The 21,067-nt window shown below is 75.7% G+C and carries 5 protein-coding genes; all 5 read left to right on the top strand.

The genetic code is table 11. The annotated features are described in order from the left end of the window. The first annotated feature begins 75 nt into the window (after positions 1-75). The 5 genes from ACIOD1_RS07480 (at position 76) to ACIOD1_RS07460 (ending at position 21,043) form a co-directional block, all read left to right on the top strand. Positions 76-423, top strand: coding sequence for an STAS domain-containing protein (locus tag ACIOD1_RS07480; RefSeq protein WP_365617425.1), 348 nt, complete (start codon positions 76-78; stop codon positions 421-423). Between the two features lie 364 nt (positions 424-787). Then, positions 788-8,761, top strand: a complete 7,974-nt coding sequence (locus tag ACIOD1_RS07475) for an amino acid adenylation domain-containing protein (protein WP_401900850.1) — start codon at positions 788-790, stop codon at positions 8,759-8,761. After that, on the top strand, positions 8,758-19,344 hold the full coding sequence (locus ACIOD1_RS07470; protein WP_401900848.1) for an amino acid adenylation domain-containing protein: 10,587 nt from the start codon (positions 8,758-8,760) through the stop codon (positions 19,342-19,344). The genes ACIOD1_RS07475 and ACIOD1_RS07470 overlap by 4 nt, the downstream gene beginning before the upstream one ends. A 52-nt stretch (positions 19,345-19,396) precedes the next feature. After that, entirely contained in the window at positions 19,397-19,597 is a 201-nt protein-coding gene (locus ACIOD1_RS07465) for an MbtH family NRPS accessory protein (protein WP_365617430.1), read from the top strand. Between the two features lie 84 nt (positions 19,598-19,681). Beyond that, positions 19,682-21,043, top strand: coding sequence for an MFS transporter (locus tag ACIOD1_RS07460; protein ID WP_401900846.1), 1,362 nt, complete (start codon positions 19,682-19,684; stop codon positions 21,041-21,043). Positions 21,044-21,067: the final 24 nt, after the last annotated feature.

Genomic DNA, 21,067 nt, shown 5'->3' with positions numbered 1-21,067 from the left:
GGAGTCAACGATGACACCTCGATGCTCGCCCTGTCCGACCGCCCGCCCGTGTCAGTTCGTCCCACAGGAGAATCGGTGACCGACCGCACTCTGACCGTCACCAGCCGAACCCACCCCCTCGGTGCCTTCGTGACACGTGTGTCCGGTGAACTGGACCACCACACCGCACCCCGTTTGCGCGAGGCCATCCAGGAGGCGCCCTTCACCTCCGGTGAACGGATGGTGCTCGACCTGACGCCGCTGGTCTACTGCGACTCGACGGGCATCACCGTGCTCATCGCGGCCTACCACCGCGCCCAGAGCACCGGCGCGCACCTGATCCTGGTGGGTCCGAGTCCCGACCTGATGCGCGTGTTCCGCGTCGTCGGGATCGATCAGCTCTTCACCTTCCGCGCGTCCGTGGAAGAGGCCCTGGACTCCTGACGGGTCCGGCCGTACGCGCGGTCCTCGCGCGCCCCACCCGGGCGGAGGCCCTCCCGCCGTCCCGGGGACGGTCAGGCGTGCCCCTGGTGTGTCGTGCTCCGCACAGGTCCGGGCGCCGCCGACCCCGGCGGCGTCCGCGTCGAGCACCGCCCTCGGGCGGCCGCGGGCCGCTCGCGTGCGGCGGTGTCTCCTCCCGCCCGGGCTCGCGGGCTGTCACGGGATCGCGGTACCGGGGATTTCTCCGAGGCGGACGGTGGTCGTCAAGAGGCGTATTGGTGGGACTTTCGAGGCCGCCCGGCGGTCACGGACAGTGGCGTCACGTCGTCGTTGATCGACCGATCCGACTGAGGAGACTGACCACCGCATGGCCACTCACGACCGCGGGCCGCTGCCCCTGACCCCGCCGCAGAACGGCGTCTGGTTCGCACAGCAGCTCGACCCCACGCGCCTCGACTACACCATCGGCGAGTACCTGGAGATCCGCGGGGCGGTGGATCCGGAGCTTCTCGCCGAGGCGGTGCGCCTGACGGTGGCCGGGACCGAGTCGCTCTGCGTCCGCTTCGCGGAGGCGGACGGGGTGGTGTGCCAGATGCCCGCCGGACCTCCGCCGGTGCGGATGGAGACGGTCGACGTCAGCGGCCGGCCCGACCCGGACGCCGAGTCCGAGCGGCTGATGCGCGCCGAACTCGCCCGGCCGACGGACCCGGCGACCGGAGACGTGTGCCGGTACCTCCTCGTCCGGACCGGGCCGAACACCCACCGCTGGATGCAGGGCTACCACCACCTCGTCGCGGACGGGGTCACCGGCTCGATGCTCGCGCGGCGGACCGCCGAGGTGTACTCGGCGCTGGTCGCGGGGGACCCCGTCCCGGCGCCCGAGGCGGCGCCCTGGGAGCGGATCGTGGCCGGTGAGGAGGAGTACGCCCGCTCCGAACGGCTCGCCGACGACCGCGCGTTCTGGCGGGCCCGGCTGGACGGCGCCCCCGAGCCCGTCTCCTTCACCGGCAGCGCGCCCGCTCCCGCGTCCGGCACGACGGTGCGGGTGAGCGGCGCACTCGATCCCGCCGACGCCCGCACCCTGCGCGAGGCCGCGCGCCGGCACGGGACGCGCTGGTCGGCGCTGGTGGGGGCCGCGTCCGCCGCCTATCTGCACCGTGCGGGCGGCACCGAGGACGTGGTCCTCGGCCTGCCGGTCACCGGCCGCACCACCCCCGACGCCCGCCGCACGCCCGGCATGTTCTCCAAGGTCCTGCCGCTGCGGCTGGCCGTCACCGGGACCACCACGGTCGGCGAGCTGGTGCGCGCCACCTCCGGCGGCATCAAGGAGGCCCTGCGCCACCAGCGCTACCGGATCGAGGAGTACGGCGTCGCCGGCGGGTCGGACGGCGCCGGGCCCCGGCTCTGGGACGCCGCGGTCAACCTGATGTCCTTCGACTACGAGCTGTCCTTCGCCGGCGCTCCCGCGACCGCGCACAACCTCGCGGTCGGTCCGGTGGAACACGTCTCCCTCAACGTCTACGACCGGGGCGGGGACAGCCCGCCGACCGTCCAGGCGGAGGGCGACGCCGCCGATGTGAACCGCGACGAACTCGACGCCCTGCGGGTGCGGTTCACCCGCTTCCTGATCGCGCTGGCCGGAGCCGACGCCGAGGCCCCGGTCGACTCGCTGCCGTTCCTGACCGCCGCGGACGAGGAGCGCCTCGCCGCCTTCGGCGAGGGCGTCGTGGACCCCGCTCCCCGGGGCGGGCTGTTGCACACGCTCTTCGAGGAGGCGGCGGCGCGCACCCCCGACGCCGTCGCCGTGGTCTGCGACGGCCGGGAGGTCTCCTACCGACAACTGGACGCCTGGGCCCAGGACATCGCGGACCGGCTCGCACCGGAGGTGGAGGTCGGTACCCCGGTCGGCGTGTGCGTCGAGCGCTCACCCGCGATGGTGGCGGCGCTGCTCGGCGTCCTGAAGGCGGGCGGCTGCTACGTGCCGTTGGATCCCGGGCTGCCGCCGGAGCGGATCGCGTACGTGGTGCGCGACGCCGGGCTGCGTACGGTCGTCGCCGGGCCCGCCACCAGCGACCGGCTGCCGCTCGACCTGACGTCCGCGGTGGACCCGGGCCGGGCGCCCGACGGCGTCCGTGACGAGCGGGAGATCGGCGACGCGCGGGAGATCGGCGACGTCCGCGAACCCCTCGACGTCCGTGAGGCCCGTGAGGCCCGTGAGGGCGTGCGCGTGCCGGCCGCTTCGGCCGCCTACCTGCTGTACACCTCGGGCAGCACGGGCGAACCCAAGGGCGTGGTGGTCCCGCACGAGGCGGCCGTCGACTTCGTCCGCGCTCACCTGGCCCTGTGCGGCCTCGGCGGCGACCGCGGGTCCGCCGCCGCCGAGCGGTTCCTCGGCTTCGCCTCACTGTCCTTCGACGTGTCGGTGCTGGACGTCTTCGGCGCCCTGCTGAGCGGATCCACCCTGGTCCTCGCCACCGACGCCGAGCGGGTCGACGTCGACCGGCTCCAGGCGCTGCTCGCCGGGCACGCGGTGACGGTCGCCGACCTGCCGCCGGCGCTCCTGCCGCTGCTGGACCCGGCCGGCCTGCCCGCGCTGCGCTTCCTGTCCACAGGCGGCGAAGCTCCCTCGGGGGACGCCGTCGACCGCTGGGCGACGGGGGGCCGCGAGGTGTGGAACGCGTACGGGCCCACCGAGGCCGCGGTGTCCGTCACCATGCACCGGGTCTCGCCGCCCTCGCACGGCCGGATCCCCCCGATCGGGCGGCCGATGGCCAACCACCGCGCCTACGTGGTGGACCGGGGCCTGCGGCTGCTGCCGCCGGGAGCGACGGGCGAGCTGTGCGTGGCCGGCGCCGGACTGGCCCGGGGGTACGCGGGGCGCGCCGCCATGACGGCCGACCGCTTCGTGCCCGACCCCTTCCACGGTGTGCCGGGCGCCCGGATGTACCGGACGGGCGACCTCGTGCGCTGGTCGGCGCGGGGCGAACTGGAGTTCGTCGGGCGGGTCGACCGACAGGTCAAGATCAACGGTCACCGGATCGAGTTGGGCGAGATCGAGGCGGTGCTCGGCCGGCTGCCCTCGGTGGGACAGGCCGCGGTCGTCGTGCACGCGCCGGCGGGCGGAACGCGACGGCTGGTCGCCTTCGTGGCCCCGCCGAACGGCGGCACCGCGCCCGAACCGGGTCTGCTGGCGGCCGAGTTGGGCAGGCTGCTGCCGGGGTACATGGTGCCCCGGACCTTCGTGACGCTGGAGCGGCTGCCGCTCACCGCGGGCGGCAAGGTGGACCGCGCCCGGTTGTCCGTACCCGAGGCCGCGGCCCGTCCGCAGCACCCCGAGCGGCCGTACACCGCCGCCGAGCGGGCCCTCGCGGCGCTCTTCTCCGAGGCCCTCGGGGTCACCGCCGGGCCGGACGACAACTTCTTCGAGCTGGGCGGCGACAGCATCACCGCCCTGACCCTCACCAGCCGGGCGCGGGCGCGCGGCTTCTCCTTCACCCTGCGCGAGGTGTTCGCGCACAAGACGGCCGCCGCGCTCGCCGCGGCCGTCGGCGAGCCGGGCCGTACCGCGTCCGAGGTCGCCGGTCCGAGCGTCGAGGAGTGCGGGCCGCTCCCCGCGACGCCGATCATGCGGTGGCTCCTGGACGGCCCGGGCCCGATCGGCCGGTTCAGCCAGTCCATGGTGCTGGCGCTGCCGGTCGGCGCGGACGACGCGACGGTCGTACGCGTCCTGCAGTCGGTCGTGGACCGGCACGGGGCGCTCCGCCTCGGTGTGGTCGCCGGTGACGGGGGCCCGCTGTGCGCGGTCGGCGAGCCCGGCTCGGTCGACGTGTCCCGGCTGTACCGCACCGTCGGGGTGGCGGGCCTGGACGAGGCCGCCCGGACCGCCGTCGTGGACCGGGCGACGCGGGAGGCGGCCGGGCAGCTCGATCCCGCCGCCTCGGTGATGCTGCGGGCGGTGCGCTTCGACGCCGGTGGCGGTACGCCGGACCGACTGCTGCTGTGCGTGCACCACTTGGCCGTGGACGGGGTGTCCTGGCGGATCCTGACGGCCGACCTGGCCGCGACCTGGGAGGCCCTGACGGCCGGGCGACCGGCGCCGACCGCGGACGGAACGGTGTCCTTCCGCGCCTGGGCGCACCACCTCGAACTCCAGGCCCGCTCCCCCGAGGTGCTCGCCGAACTCCCCTTCTGGCAGGCCGCGCTGGAGCCCCTCGGCGCCGGGCCGGCGGCGCGGGCGCCGTGGAACCGGGTCCCGGATCCGGCACGGGACACCGCCGGTGCCACCCGTACGCTGACCCTCGACCTGCCCGTCGAGGTGGCGGGCCCGCTGCTGGCCCGGGTGCCCGGCGCGCTGCGCACCGGACCGGCCGAGGTGCTGCTCGCGGGCCTGGTCCTCGCGGCGCACCGGGTCCGCTCCCCCGGTACCTCCGCCGGACCGCTGCTGGTCGACCTGGAGGGTCACGGCCGCGCCGATCGCGACGGCCGTCACGACCTGGCGCGCACCGTGGGCTGGTTCACCACCCAGTACCCGGTCCGTTTCGACCTGGACGGCCTCGACCTGGACGCGGCGGCCCGGGGCGGCGAGGCCCTCGCCGAGCTGGTCGGGCGGATCCACTCCGCCGTCGCCTCGGTGCCGGACCACGGCACGGGCTTCGGGCTGCTGAGCCGGCTCAACCCGGACACCGCCGCCGTACTGGCCGAACCGGCCCGGCCCCGGCTGCTGTTCAACTACCTGGGCCGGTTCTCCGGCGCTGACGGGGTCGCCTGGGGTCCCGCCCCCGAGGCCGGCGGTCTGCGGGCCGAGGTGGATCCGGCGATGCCCGTCGAGCACGCCCTACAGATCGACGCCATGGCCGTGGACGGCGCCGACGGTCCCTCGTTCACCGCGGTGGTCACCCATCCCCGCGAGCTCCTCGACGCCGCCGAGGCGGACGCCCTCGTCGAGGCCTGGGGCGAGGCGCTGCGGCTGCTGGCGACCTGGACGGGCGCCGCCCGCCCGCGCCGTCTCACCCCCCGCGACCTGCCGCTGGTCGAGCTGACCCGGGCCGAGACGGACGCGCTGGGCGCCCGCCACACCGGGCTCGCGGACGTGCTGCCGCTCTCCCCGCTCCAGGAGGGCCTGTTCTTCCACTCCGCCTTCGACACGGGCGCGATGGACGCCTACACGGGCCAGATCGTCCTGACGCTGGACGGCCCGCTGGACGCGGGCACCCTGCGGACAGCGTGCGAGCGGCTGCTGCGCCGCCACCCGGCGCTGCGCTCCGCCTTCACCGACCAGGGGCTGGACGGCCCCGTACAGGTGGTCGTCGAATCCGTCGCGGCACCGTGGGAGGCGGTGGACCTGAGCGGTCTCGGGTCGGCCGACCGGCAGCGGGAGTGGGAGCGGCTCCTCGCCGTCGACCGGGCCCTCCGCTTCGACCTGGAGCGACCGCCGCTGGTGCGCTTCACCCTGGTGCGCTTGGACGGGACGCGGCACCGGCTGGTCATGACGAACCACCACATCGTGTGGGACGGCTGGTCCTCGGCGGTGCTGCTGCGCGACCTGCTGACCGGGTACGCCGAGTGCGCCGGCCCCGGGCAGCCCGGTCCGGTCGTGGAGGGGGTCGCGCACCGCTCGCACCTCGACTGGCTGTCCCGCCGGGACCACGTGGCCGCCGCGGCGGCGTGGAGCGCCGCGCTGGCCGGTCTGGCGGAGCCGACCCTGCTGGGCGCGGCCGACCCGAACCGGATCGACGCGCTTCCCGAGCGGGCCTCGGTGGAGCTGTCGGCGGAGCTGACGGCGCGGCTGACCGCGCGGGCCCGCACCGCCGGAGTGACCCTCAACAGCGTCGTCCAGGGCGTCTGGGCGGTCCTGCTGGGCCGGGTGACCGGGCGCGACGACGTGGTGTTCGGCGGGACCGTCTCCGGGCGGACGGCGGACGTCGCGGGCATCGAGGAGATGGTGGGGCTGTTGATCAACACCCTGCCCGTGCGGTTCCGGATCCGGGAGGGCGAGCCGCTGTTGGCCGCGCTCGCCCGGTTCCAGGACGAGCAGGCGGAGCTGATGGACCACCAGCACACCGGGCTCGCCGGCATCCAGCGGGCGGCGGGGCTGGGCACCCTCTTCGACACCACCGTCGTCGTGGAGAACTACCCGCTCGACCTGGAGTCGATGCGGGACCTGGCGGGCGGACCCCGGCTGACCGGGGTGGAGGGCGCGGACGCCACCCACTACACCGTCAACCTGATCGTGCTGCCCGGGGAGCGGCTGCGGCTGCACCTCGACCACCGTGCGGACGTCCTCGACGCGCGGACGGCGCGCAGCCTGGGCGAGGCGCTGGAGCGGCTGCTGACGGCCGTCGCGGACGCCCCCTCCACCCCGGTCGGGGAGGTGGACCTGCTCTCCGAGGAGCAGCACCGCCTGATCCGGGAGTGGAACGACACCAGCGTGCCGGTGCCCGACACGACGCTTGTGGAACTGTTCGAGCGACAGGCGGCCCGGACGCCCGACGCCCCGGCGACCGTCTTCCGGGGCGAGCGCCTGACGTACGCCGAACTCGACGCCCGCGCTGAGCGGCTGGCCGGGGAGCTGCGGGCCCGGGGCGCCGGTCCGGAGCGGATCGTCGCGGTGGCCCTGCACCGCTCCGCGGAGATGGTGGTCTCGCTGCTGGCCGTGCTGAAGTCGGGCGCCGCCTACCTGCCGGTGGATCCCTCGCTCCCGGCGGAGCGGATCGCCTACCTGCTGTCCGACGCCGAGCCCGTGCTGCTCCTCGCCGGCGAGGACGTGGCACGGTCCCTGCCGGCCGCCGAGGGCCTGCCCCGGCTGGACCCGGCGGCCGACCACGGTGGGGGCGCCGGTGCGGTGGGGCCGGCGCCGCTGCCCTCGCACCCCGCGTACGTGATCTACACGTCCGGGTCGACGGGGCGGCCCAAGGCCGTCGTCGTGGAGCACGCGGCCATCGTCAACCGGCTGCTGTGGATGCAGGACCGGTACGGGCTGGGCGCGGACGACCGGGTGCTCCAGAAGACCCCGTTCGGCTTCGACGTGTCGGTGTGGGAGTTCTTCTGGCCGCTGCTCACCGGCGCGACCCTGGTGGTCGCCGAACCGGGCGGCCACAAGGACCCCGCCTACCTCACCCGGGTGATCCGGGAGGAGGAGGTGACCACGGTCCACTTCGTCCCGTCGATGCTGGCGGCGTTCGTGGAGGACCCGGGGGCGGCCGGCTGCCGGTCGCTGCGCCGGGTCGTGTGCAGCGGCGAGGCCCTGCCGGAGGAGCTGAAGAACCGGTTCCTCGATGTGCTCGACGTGCCCCTGCACAACCTGTACGGGCCCACGGAGGCGGCCGTCGACGTCACGCACTGGGACTGCCGGCGCGAGGACGGCGGGCCCGTCCCGATCGGCCGCCCGATCTGGAACACCTCCCTGTACGTGCTCGACCCGCGGGGACGGCCCGTCCTGGTGGGCGTGACCGGGGAACTGTTCCTGGCGGGCGCCGGCCTGGCCCGCGGCTACCTGCGGCGCCCCGCGCTGACCGCCGAGCGCTTCCCGCTCGACCCGTTCGGCCCGCCGGGCTCGCGCATGTACCGGACCGGTGACCTGGCCCGCCACCGGGCCGACGGCTCGGTGGAGTACCTGGGCCGCACCGACGACCAGGTGAAGATCCACGGCTTCCGGATCGAACTCGGCGAGATCGAGACGGCCCTCGGCCGCCTCCACGGCGTCGGGCGCGCCGCGGTCGTCGTCCGCGAGGACGTCCCGGGCGAGCGCAGGCTCGTCGGGTACGTCGTCCCGGAGGCCGGGGCCGCGCCGGACCCGGAGGCGATGCGCGCCGAGCTGGCCCGCTCCCTCCCGGAGTACATGGTGCCGGTGCTGGTGGTCGTCGACGGCCTGCCCGTGACGGCCAACGGCAAGCTCGACCGCAGGGCTCTGCCGGCGCCCGCCTCGGCGCCGGCCGCCGGCTACGAGCCGCCCCTCGGGGAGACCGAGGAACTGGTGGCCGTCGTATGGGCCTCGGTGTTGGACGCGCCGCGGATCGGCCGCCACGACGACTTCTTCGTCCTCAGGGGGCACTCGCTGAGCGCCACCCGGGTCGCGGCCCGGCTGCGCCAGTCCCTGGGCCTGGACCTGCCCCTGCACACCCTCTTCGAAGAGCGGACCGTCGCCGCCCTGGCCGTCGCCGTCGAAACGGCCCTGCTGGCCGAACTGGAGTCCGAGCAGGACCCGTTCGGCGAGGACGCCGCCGGCATCGACCCGCCCGCGGGCACCGACCTGCCGGCCGGCGCCGACCCGACCGAACGCTCCGCCCCCTCCCCCGCGTCCGATGACGCCGTTCCCTCACTCGTACTTCAGGAGACCTCGTGACCACCCAGGAGAGCCTGCCGGCCGGCGTGGACAGCAAGTTGGCCGCCGCCCGCGAGCTGCTGCGCCGCCGGGTGCGCGCCGCGCTGGACGACTCGGCCGCCTCGACCGACACCACCGACACCACCGCCGGCGGGCCGGACGCCGAACCCGTCGCCTCGTTCGCCCAGGAGCGGATGTGGCTGGTGGACCGCATGGCGGACGGCACCCCCGGTTACGCGATCCCCGAGGTCGTACGGCTGCGCGGCCCCGTCCGGGCGGACCTGCTGCGCCGGAGCCTGACGGCCGTCGTGGCCCGCCACGCACCGCTGCGCACCGTCTTCGAGGAGCGCGACGGAGCCCCGCACCCGGTGGTGCTGCCCGCGCCGACGGCCGTCGCGCTGCCGCTGTTGGACCTGGGCGGCGGCCCCCTCGCCGAGTTGGAGGAGCGGGCCCACGGCCTGGCCCGCGAGGAGGTCCGCAAGCCCTTCGACCTGGCCGGCGGCCCGCTGCTGCGCGCCCTGCTGATCAGACTCGGCGCCGAGGACCACCTGTTGGTGCTGGTGGTCCACCACATCGCCACCGACGGCTGGTCCATGGGCCTGCTCTGGCAGGAGCTGTCCGAGGGCTACGCGGCCCTCCTCGCGGACCGGCCCCCCACCCGGGCGCCGCTCCCGCTCGACTACCAGACGTACGCCCGCACCCAGCGCGACCGCTTCGCCTCCGGTGCGATGGACGGACAGCTGCGCTGGTGGGAGAAGTCCCTCGCGGGACTGGAGCCGCTCGAACTGCCCGCCGACCGACCCCGCCCCACCCGGCGCAGCGGCGACGGCGCGAGCCTGGACTTCACCCTCGACGCGCGCCTCACGGCCCGGCTGCGGCGGATCGCCGAGGGCGGCGGCGCCACCCTCTTCATGACGCTCCTGGCCGGATTCCAGGCCACCCTGGCCCGCTACTCCGGCGCCACGGACGTCGCCGTCGGCACCCCGGTGGCCGGGCGCGACCGGGTGGAGCTGGAGCCCCTCGTCGGGTTCTTCGTCAACACCGTGGTGCTGCGGGCCGACCTGTCGGGCGAGGTGGGCTTCCGCGAGCTGTTGGGCCGGGTCCGCCGGACGACGGTCGACGCGTACGACCACCAGGAGGTGCCCTTCGACCGGCTGGTGGAGCACCTGCGTCCCGAGCGCGTCGGAGACCGCAACCCCCTCGTGCAGGTGATGTTCGCTTCGGCGCAGGACGAGACGGCCGCGCTGCGGCTGCCGGGCCTGGAGGCGCGGGCCGTGCGGACCGACTTCGGCGGTTCCCTGTTCGACCTGAGCGTCTTCGTCTCCGAGGGCGCCGACGCCTGCTCCGGTTCCCTCGTCTTCGACACCGACCTCTTCGACCGGGCCACGGCCCAACTGCTCCTGGGCCACTACCTGGAGCTGCTGGCGTCCGCCGCCGAGGAGCCCGACCGCCCGCTGGCCGAGCTGCTGCCCTCCGGCCGGACGGCGGCCCGGCTCACGGCCGAGGGCCACGGCGCGGTCCGCCCGGACCTCGCCCCGGCCACCCTGGTGGACCTGTTCGCCGAGCAGGTGCGGAGCGCCCCCGGCGCCGAGGCCGTGGTCTGCGGCGAGGAGCGCCTCACCTACGCCGAACTCGACGCCCGTTCCGCCGCGTTGGCGGCCCGGCTGATCGATGCCGGGGTGGTCCGCGAATCCCCCGTCGCCCTGCTGATGGAGCGCTCGGTCCACCTCCCGGTGGCGATCCTGGCCGTCCTGCGGGCCGGCGGGCTCTACGTGCCCCTCGGCGAGGGGTTCCCCGTCGCCCGGCTGCACTGGATGGTGGAGCGGACCGGCGCCCTGCTGCTGCTGACCGACCCGGCGACCGCCGGCCACGAGGCCGTCCGCACCTCGCCCGTCCCGGTGCTCGACGCGACCGCCCCGGTCGAGGCCCCCGCCGACGGCGCCCCGGCGGCCGTGCCCTGCGCGCCGGAGCAGTTGGCGTACGTGATGTACACCTCCGGCTCCACCGGCGAGCCGAAGGGCATCGGCGTCACGCACGCCAACGTCGCGGCGCTCGCCCGGGACGCCGCCTTCGGCGCCGCGCACCGGCGGGTGCTGGCCCACTCCCCGCTGTCCTTCGACGCCTCCACCTACGAGCTGTGGGTGCCGCTGCTCTCCGGCGGCCAGGTGGTCATGGCGCAGCCCGGCCGGATCGACACGGCGGCGCTGACCCGCCTGGTCGACGAGCACCGGATCACCTCGCTCTTCCTCACGGCCGCCCTGTTCAACCTGGTGGTCGAGGAGTGCGTGGAGCTCCTGACCCGGGTGCGGGAGGTGTGGACGGGCGGCGAGGCCGCCTCCCCGCACTCCTTCGGCCGGGCCCTGGAGCAGGCCCCCGACACCGTCCTGGTCAACGTCTACGGGCCGACCGAGACGACCACCTTCGCCACCCGCCACCGGCTCGACCCCCGTACGGGCGCCGTCGTGGACGGCCGCGTCCCCATCGGCGCCGCCCTGGACGACACCCGCCTGTATGTCCTGGACCCGCTCGGGCGCCCGGTGCCGGAGGGCGCCGTCGGCGAGCTGTGCGTGGGCGGCACCGGCGTGGCCCGGGGCTACCTCGGCCGACCCGGGCTGACCGCGCAGCAGTTCACCGCCGACCCGTACGGCGCGCCGGGCGCCCGGATGTACCGGACGGGCGACCTGGCCCGCCGACGCCCCGACGGCGCCGTCGACTACCTCGGCCGCGCCGACCAGCAGGTCAAGATCCGCGGTCACCGCATCGAACCCGGCGAGATCGAGGCCGAGTTGGCCCGACTCCCGCAAATCGGGCACGCCACCGTGGTGGTCCGCGAGGACACCCCCGGCGAGCAGCGCCTCGTGGCCTACGTGGTGGCCGCCGACGGCCTCCTCGCGGAACCGGCCGAGCTGCGGCGGGCCCTCGCCGCGCGGCTGCCCGCGTACATGCTGCCCTCGGCGATCGTCGCGCTCGACGCGCTGCCGGTGACCCCGAACGGCAAGCTGGACCGGCGGGCGCTGCCCGCTCCGCCCGAGGAGGGGGTGAGCCGGGCCGAGTTCACCGCACCGGCGACCGCGGCGGAGGAACTCGCCGCGACCGTGTGGAGCGAGGTGCTGGGCACCGGCCGGATCGGCCGCCACGACGACTTCTTCGCCCTCGGCGGGCACTCCCTGCGGGCCACCCGCGCCGTCTCCCGGCTCGGCGCCCGCCTGGGCACGGGGGTGCCGCTGCGGCTGCTGTTCGAGCACCCCACGCTGGAGCGGTTCGCGGCGGCGCTGGACGCCCTGCGCGCCGACGGCGCGGACGGCACGGCCCGCGCGACGGAACTCGCCGCGATCGGCGCCCGCCCGGCCGGAGCGGACGCTCCGCTGTCCTTCGCGCAGCAGCGGCTGTGGTTCCTGGACCAGCTCCAGCCCGGCCGGCCCGACTACAACATCCCCGTCGCCGCCCGCCTGCGGGGTCCGCTCGACGCCGACGCGCTGGCCGCCGCGCTGTGTGCGGTGGTGACCCGGCACGAGGTGCTGCGCTCGCGCGTCGTCGAGGGCCCGGAGGGTCCCGTACAGACCGTGGAGGCGCCGGAGGCCTTCGCGCCCCTGCGCACCGACCTGGGGGACCTGCCCCGCGCGGAGGCCCGCTCGCGGGCGCTGGGCCTGGCCCACGCGGACGCCGCCGCCCCCTTCGACCTCGCGACCGCGCCCCTGATGCGGGCCCGCGTGGTGCGGGTCACGGACGAGGAGCACCTCCTCGTGCTGGTGCTGCACCACACCGTCGGCGACGGCTGGTCGATGCCGGTGCTGTGGCGGGAGCTGTCCGGGGCCTACGCGGCGCTGCGCCGCGGCCGACGCCCCGAGCTTCCCGAACTGCCCGTCCAGTACGGCGACTTCGCGTACTGGCAGCAGCGCCGTCTGGCCGACGGCGGGGCCGACGCCGGGATCGCGTACTGGCGCGGCGCCCTGGGCGGGCTGCCGGCGCTGGAGCTGCCCACCGACCGGCCCCGGCCGCAGGTGCGCTCCGGCGCGGGCGACGCCTTCGTCTTCGAGGTCCCGGCGGAGCTGGCACAGCGCCTCGGCGCTCTGGCCCGCGAGCGCGGGGCGACCCTGTTCATGGTGCTCCTTGCCGGCTTCCAGGCCCTCCTGGCCCGCTACACGAGCCAGGTCGACATCGCGGTGGGCTCCCCCATCGCGGGCCGCGACCGCACCGAACTGGAGCCGCTCATCGGCTTCTTCGTCAACACCCTCGTCCTGCGCACCGACCTGTCCGGCGACCCGGACTTCGACGAACTGCTGGGGCGGGTGCGCCGCACGGCGCTGGCGGCGTACGAGCACCAGGACGTCCCCTTCGACCGACTGGTGGAGGAGCTGCGGCCGGAGCGCGACCTCAGCCGCAATCCGCTCTTCGACGTGCTGTTCCAGCTCCACCCCGAGCAGCTCGACTCCCTGCCGCTGGACGGAGTGGAGGTCGAGAGCCTCGACACCTCCAACGGGACGGCCAAGTTCGACCTCAGCCTCGCGATGACGGAACACCCCGGCGGGCTGACCGGCACCGTGCAGTACGCGACCGACCTCTTCGACCGGGCCACGGTCGAGCGGTTCGGCGCGCACTACCTGCGGCTGCTGGCCGGCGCGGCCGAGACCCCCGACGCGCCGCTGTCACGGCTGGACGTGCTGTCCCCGGAGGAGCACGCCGCCCTCCTCGGGGAGGAGCCGGCGCCCCGGGCGGACCGGCCCGCCGCCCGGACCCTGCACTCCCTGGTGGCGGAGCAGGCCCGGCTGCGGCCGGACGCCCCCGCCGTGACTTGCGAGGGCCGCTCCACCACCTACGCGGAGCTCGACGCGGCCGCCAACCGGCTGGCCCACCGGCTGCGCCGCGCGGGGACCGGCCCGGAGACCACCGTGGCCGTCATGGCGGGCCGCGACCCGCGCATGCTGCTCTGCGTCCTGGCCGTGCTCAAGGCCGGTGGCGCCTATGTCCCCGTCGACGCGGGGCACCCGGCCGACCGGGTCCGCACCGTCCTCGCCGACAGCGGCGCCCACCTGGTGCTGACGGCGGGCCTGCCCGGCGGACTGACGGCGGGCCTGGCCGGTTCCCTGCCGGTCCTGGACCTGGACGCCGAGCGGCACCTGATCGACGCCGAGCCCGCGACGGAGCCGGCCGCCCCCGCCTCGCCGGCGCACCTCGCCTACCTGCTCTACACCTCCGGGTCCACCGGCCGCCCCAAGGGCGTGGCGGTGTCGCACGCGGCGATCACCGGCTACCTGGCGGCCCTGACCTCCACCTTCGACCTCGGCCCGGACGACGCCGTGCTCGCCCGTACGGCGTTGACCTTCGACCCTTCGGTGCGCGACCTGTTCGCCCCGCTGACCACCGGCGGGCGGATCGTACTGGCCTCGCAGGACGAGGCCGGGGACCCCGACGCGCTGGCCCGGCTGTTGCACGGGGAGGGCGTGACGGCGCTGCTGTCGATCGTCCCGTCCATGCTGGAGCCGCTGGTCGCCGCCGCCCCGGGGCCCGCCCCGGCGCTGCGGCTGGTGATGACCACCGGCGAGGCGCTGACGGCCGGCCTGGCCCGCGCCGCGCACACCCTGGGCACGCCCGGCCGGCTGCGGCTGGTCAACCAGTACGGCCCGACGGAGTGCACCAACACGACCACCTACCACGTGGTGACGGACGCCGACATCGAGGCGGGCCGCATCCCCATCGGGCGACCGCTGCCCGGCGCCCGGGTGCTCGTGCTCGGCGAACACCTCGAACCGCTGCCCCGGGGCGCGGTCGGCGAGCTGTTCATCGCCGGACGCGGGGTGGCCCGCGGCTACCTCGGCGATCCGGCCCGCACCGCCGAGGCCTACCCGCCGGACCCCTACGGTCCGCCCGGCTCGCGCATGTACCGCACCGGCGACCTCGCGCGGCTGCGCTCCGACGGGGTGCTGGAGTTCCACGGCCGCCGCGACAACCAGGTCAAGGTGCGCGGCCACCGGATCGAACTCGGCGAGGTCGAGGCGGCGTTGCTGCGCCATCCCGATGTCGCACGGGCCGTCGCCGCCGCGCACGGCGAGGGCGCCGACCGGCTGCTCGCCGGGTACGTGGTGTGGCGGGACGGGAGCGGAGATCCGGCCGCCGTCCTGGACTTCGTACGCGCCGCCCTGCCGGCGGCGATGGTGCCCTCCGCGCTGGTGGTGCTGGACGCGCTGCCGCTGACCCCGAACGGGAAGACCGACCGCAGGGCCCTGCCCGCGCCGGGCCCCGGCACGGGCGGCGGACTCCGGGCCCACGTGGCCCCGCGCACCCCGCTGGAGCGGACGGTCGCCGAGGTCTGGGAAGAGGTGCTCGGCGAAGGCCCCATCGGCGCCCGGGACCACTTCTTCGAACGCGGCGGACACTCCCTGCGCGCCACCCGGGTCGTCTCCCGGCTCCGCGCCCTGTTGGGGCTGGACATTCCGATGCAGCTGCTCTTCCGCCACCCGGTGGCCGAGGACCTCGCCCGGGCGCTCGCCGCCCTGGGCGCGGCCGGGACGGGGGCGGGCGCGACGATCCCCGCACTGCCCGAGGGACCCGGCCCGCTGTCCTTCGGACAGCAGCGGCTGTGGCTGCTGGACCGGCTCCAGCCGGGCCGGCCCGACTACAACATGCCCGGAGCGGTACGGCTGGAGGGGGAACTCGACGCCGCCGCGGCGCTGGGCGCCTTGGAGGACGTCGTCGCCCGGCACGAGGTGCTGCGCTCACGGATCGAGGAGAACGGGGAGGAGAACGGCGACGGGACCGGCGCGAGGGGCCGCTCGGGAATCGGCGCGGACCTCGGCTCGGACCTCGGCGCGGCCCGCGTCGTGCCCGGTCCGGCCGGGATGTTCGCCCCCGCGTTCACCGACCTGTCGCACCTGCCGGCCGACACCGCCGGACAGCGGGCCCTGGAGCTCGCGGCCGAGGACGCCGCGCTGCCCTTCGACCTGGCGGCCGCGGGCCCGATGCGGGCGCGGCTGGTGCGGATCGCGGCGCGGGAGCACCTCCTCGTCATCGTCGCCCACCACATCGCCTTCGACGGGTGGTCGGTGGGCGTGTTCTGGCGGGAGTTCTTCGCCGCCTACCGGACGCGCACCGTCGACGGCGCCGAACCCCTCCCCGAACTCGCCGTTTCGTACCGCGAGTTCGCCGCCTGGCAGCGCGATCGGCTCGGCGGTGACGCGCTCGGCGACACCCTGGCCTACTGGCGCGAGCGGCTCGGCGGGCTCGCCCCGCTGGACCTGCCCACCGACCGGCCCCGGCCGGCCGGCCCCTCGGGACGCGGCGAACAGTTCCCCTTCGTCCTGCCCGAGCCCCTGCTGCGCGGCCTGCGCGACCTGGGACGACGGCACGACGCGACCCTCTTCATGGTGCTCCTGGCCGGCTTCCAGGCCCTCCTGGCCCGCTGGTCGGGTACCGAGGACGTGGCGGTGGGATCGCCCATCGCGGGCCGCGACCGGGCCGAACTGGAGCCGCTCATCGGCTTCTTCGTCAACAACCTGGTGCTGCGCACCGACCTGTCCGGGGATCCCGGCTTCGGCGAGCTGCTGGGGCGGGCCCGCGAGACGGCCCTGGGGGCGTACGCCCACCAGGAGGTGCCGTTCGAGCGGCTGGTGGAGGAGGTCCGGCCGGAGCGCGACCTGAGCCGCAACCCGCTGTTCCAGGTGATGCTGGTGCTCGACGAGGAGGCAGGCGCGCCGCCCGCGCCGGCCGGGTTGGCCGTCGAACCGCTCTCGCTGGCCAGCGGAGCGTCGAAGTTCGACCTCTCCCTCTACTTCGTCGAGGAGGCGGGCGCACTGCGCGGCGAGGCCGTGTTCGCCACCGACCTCTTCGACCGGGAGACCGTCGAGCGGATGACCTCCGCCCTGACCGAACTGCTCACGGCCGCGGTGGCCGACCCCACGACCCCGCTGCGCGCACTGCCCCTGATGGGCGCGGCCGAGGAGCGGCGGATCCTGCGCGCGGGCAACGGCGTCGCCGAGCCGGCGGCGGAGCGGCCCCTGCACCTGCTCGTCGGCGAGCAGACCGCCCGTACCCCCCGGGCCACGGCCGTGGACGACGGGACGCGCGTCCTGACGTACGCCGGGCTGTGGGAGGTGTCGGGCCGGCTGGCCGGGCAGCTCGCCCGGCTGGGCGTGGGCCCGGACACGGCGGTGGCCGTCTGCGCGGAACGCTCCGTGCTGCTGCCGGCCGCGCTGCTCGGCGTACTGCGCTCCGGCGGCCTGTACGTGCCCGTCGACCCCGGCTACCCGGCCGACCGGATCGGCTACATGCTCGCGGACAGCGGTGCCCGGGTGCTGGTGGTGTCGGGCGCGCCCGACACCGTGCGGGCACCGGACGGGGTCACCGTGCTGGACCTCGACGCCCTGGCCGAGGACGCGCTGCCCGAGAACGCTCGGCCCGAGGACGCCCCGCGCGGGCACGCGACCGGAGGCGGCGCCGACTTCACACCCGTGCGCCTGGACCCGGAGCACCTGGCGTACGCCCTCTACACCTCGGGCTCGACGGGGCGCCCGAAGGGGGTCACCGTCCCGCACCGGGCGCTGGCCAACTTCGCCCGGGACATGGTGCGCAGGCTGGAGCTGACGGCCGGTGACACGGTCGCGGCGCTCACCACCGCCTCCTTCGACATCGCGGTGCTGGAGCTGCTGGTCCCGCTCGTGTGCGGGGCCACCGTGCGGGTCGTCGACCGGGAGACCGCGCGGGACGGCGCCCTGCTCGCGAAGGAGCTGGACTCGGCGGCCGTCACGGTGGTGCAGGCCACCCCGGCCACCTGGCACCAGCTGATGGAGTCCGGCTGGCAGGCGCCCCACCTCCGGGCGCTGTGCGGCGGCGAGGCGCTGCCGGCCGCCCTGGCGGAGCGACTGCGCACGGCGCTGGGCACCGTGTGGAACGTGTACGGGCCCACCGAGACCACGGTGTGGTCCACGGCGCACGCGCTGTCCGCTCCCGTCGGCGAAGGGCCGGTGCCCATCGGCTCGGCGCTGGCCAACACCCGGCTGCACGTGTTGGACCCGGGCCTGCGCCCGGTGCCCGTCGGCGTGTTCGGCGAGCTGTTCATCGGCGGTGACGGGGTGGCCCGCGGCTACCACGGCAGGCCCGCGCTGACCGCCGACCGGTTCGTGCCCGACCCGTACACGGCGGGCGGACGTCTGTACCGCACCGGTGACCTCGTACGACGCCTCGCGGACGGCACCCTGGAGTACCGAGGTCGGGCCGACGGCCAGGTGAAGGTGCGCGGCCACCGGATGGAGCTCGGCGAGATCGAGGCCGCGCTCGGCCGTCACCCACGGGTGCTGGCGGCGGCGGTGGCCGTCCACGGCACGGGGGTGGATGCCGTCCTGGCCGGCTACGTGACCTGGCGCGACGAGGAGGGGGACCTGCGGGAGCTCGGCGACTTCCTGCGCCGGGACCTGCCCGAATACATGGTCCCGGCCGTCCTCTCCGCGCTGGAACGGCTCCCGCTCACCCCGAACGGCAAGCTCGACCGCAAGGCGCTGCCCGCTCCCTCGGCGGACGCGGCACGCGGCGACGGAGCCGGGCGGGTCGCCCCGCGCGACACGACCGAGCTGCGGATGGCGCGGCTGTGGGAACAAACCCTCGGAACGGCCCCGATCGGGGTCCGCGACGACTTCTTCTCCCTCGGCGGGCACTCGCTGAAGGCGTTCGCGCTGATGGCGGCCGTGCGCCGGGAGTTCGGGGTGGAGCTGCCGCTGAACATGGTGTTCCGCCGGCGCACCGTGGAGCTGCTGTGCGAGGCGTTGCCGGAGGCCGGGGCGATCGCCGCGAGACTGCTGGTCCCGCTGGCCGACGGCGACCCGTCCCGGCCGCCGCTGGTCCTCGTCCACCCGCGGGGCGGCGACGTCGTCTGCTACCGCGACCTGGTGCGGGACCTGGCCGCCCGGACCGGGGGCGCCCGACGGGTCCTCGGCCTGGAGTCGGTGGGCTACAACACCGACGAGACCCCGCTGGAGCGGGTGCCCGAGATGGCCGAGCGCTATCTGGCGGCCCTGCGCGAGGAGCAGCCGCACGGCCCGTACCTGCTGGCCGGCTGGTCCTTCGGCGGTACGGTCGCCTACGAGATGGCCGCCCGGTTGGAGGCCGTCGGTGAGGAGGTCGCCTTCCTCGGCCTGATCGACGCCGCCGCGCCGGGCACGACCCCCGCCACCGCCGGTCCCGACGCGGCCCCGGGGCCGGTCGATCCGGACCTGCTGCGGTACGGCATCGCCGCCGGGCTCGACGCGGGCGCGGCCCGCGAACTGGACGAGGAGGAGCTGCTCGACGTCCTGGTGCGCCGGGGCCGCGAGGAGGGCAGCCTCCCCCGCACCTCCCCCACGGAGGCCCTGCGCAGGCTGCTGCGGGTCGCCGAGGCGAACGGGACGGCCTCCGCCGTCTACCGCACCGACGCCGTACTCGGTGTCGACCTGCACCTGTTCACCGTCGACGAGCGCCACCTCGAGCTGGCGACGCCGCTGGTGGACCCGGAGCGGTGGCGGCCGCGCACGGCGGGCGCCGTCGTACGGGCCGCGGCCCCGGGCAACCACCACGACCTGGTGGACCCCCCGCACAGCGCCGCCCTGGCGGAGCTGCTCGCGGCGGCCCTGCCCTCCTGATCCCTCCGCATCCCTTTACGCATCCCCTTCCGCATCCATCGAGGAGAACACCGTGAACGACTCGTCCCCGCAGCAGTACCTGGTCGTGGCCAACGCCGAGGAGCAGTACTCCCTCTGGGAGGCCGGCCGGCCCGTCCCGCTGGGCTGGACCGAGCAGGGCCCGAGCGGAACCAAGGAGGAGTGCCTCGCGCACATCGAGCGGGTCTGGACCGACATGCGCCCGCTCAGCCTCCGCGTGAGCATGGCCGGCTGACCCGACGATCCCGGGCACCCCGCCGCCCGGCAGCCCGCACGCGCGGGCTGCCGGGCGGCGCGGCGGTGCCGGAAGGAACCCCGCATGACCAGCTCGTACACCGGCGGCTCCACCTCGCCGCGCCGCATCACCCCGTTGGCCGCCCTGGTGGCGGTCTCCGGGATCTCCTCGCTCGGCATGGCGATGACCCTGGTCGCCGTGCCCTGGTTCGTCCTCCACAGCACCGGCAGCGGCACCCGGACCGGACTCGTCGCCGCCGCCGAGGTGGTGGGTCTGCTGTGCTCGGCCGTGCTCGCGGGCCCGGTGGTCGACCGGCTGCCCGTCCGCGCGGCGAGCATCGGGGCCGACCTGTTGACGGCCGCGGCGATCAGCCTGGTCCCGCTGCTGCACGCCTGGGACGCCCTGCCCCTGCCCGTCCTGATCGTCCTGGTCTTCCTGGTGGGGGCCGCCCGGGGGCCGGCCGACACCTCCAAGCAGCTGCTGCTGAGCGGCGCGATGGAGCAGGCCGGAGTCACGGCGGAACGGGCCACGGGCTGTGTCGAGGGGGCCCGCAGGATCGGCATGATGACGGGGGCGCCGCTGGCCGGCCTGCTCATCGCGACCGTCGGCCCCGTGCGGACCCTGTGCGCGGACATGGCGGCGATGCTGCTGTGCGCCGTCCTCGTGACGGCCCTGGTCCCGGCGGCCCCGCCGCACGCCCGACCGGCCGAGGGCGGACCGCGGCCCGGTTCCTACGTCGAGGAACTGCGGACCGGCTTGCGCCAGTTGCGATGCGACCGGCTACTGGGGGCGATGGCGGCGGTCCTGCTGCTGACCAACGCCCTGGACGGGGCGCTGAACGGGGTGCTCTATCCGGCGTACGGCACGCAGGTGCTGCGCAGCAGCGCCCTGTTCGGGGCGATGGTGACCGCCGTCGGGGCCGGGGCCCTGCTCGGGGCGGCGCTGTACGGCTGGGCGGGACACCGGATGCCGCGCCGGGCGGTCTTCGTGGGGGCCTTCGTCCTGGTCGGGGCGGTGCGGTGCGCCGCGTTGGCCGCCGAGCCCCGGGTGCCGGTGCTGCTGGCGGCGCTGGCCCTGTCCGGCATCGGGTCGGGGATCGTGGGCCCGTTGATGATGTCGGTGGCCTTCCAGCGGGTGCCCGAGGAGGTCCGGGGGCGGGTGTTCGGCCTGCTGGTCGCCGCCGCGCTGGCGGCGACGCCCCTGGGGATGCTCGGCGCCGGACTGTTCCTGGACGCCCGGGGGTTGGTGCCGGCGCTGCTGGGCACCGGGGCGCTCTACCTCGTGGTCACGCTCACCCCGCTCGTGTTCCCCGTATGGCGCGAACTCGACGTCCGGGGCGCGACGGATCCCGCGAAGTCCGCGGCGACGAAGCCGACTTCCGAGGAGCCTGCGGGGCGGGAGTACGCGCCGCTGGTCGCTTCGGGAGCGGGAACTCGGTCCGAATAAGCGCCACTTATGCGCATTTGCCGC

It is taken from the genome of Streptomyces sp. NPDC088097 (genome assembly GCF_044741845.1).
In the GTDB taxonomy this organism is placed as follows: Bacteria; Actinomycetota; Actinomycetes; order Streptomycetales; family Streptomycetaceae; genus Streptomyces.
Note: the sequence above shows the minus strand (reverse complement) of the source record. Positions and strands in the feature narration are given on the sequence as shown.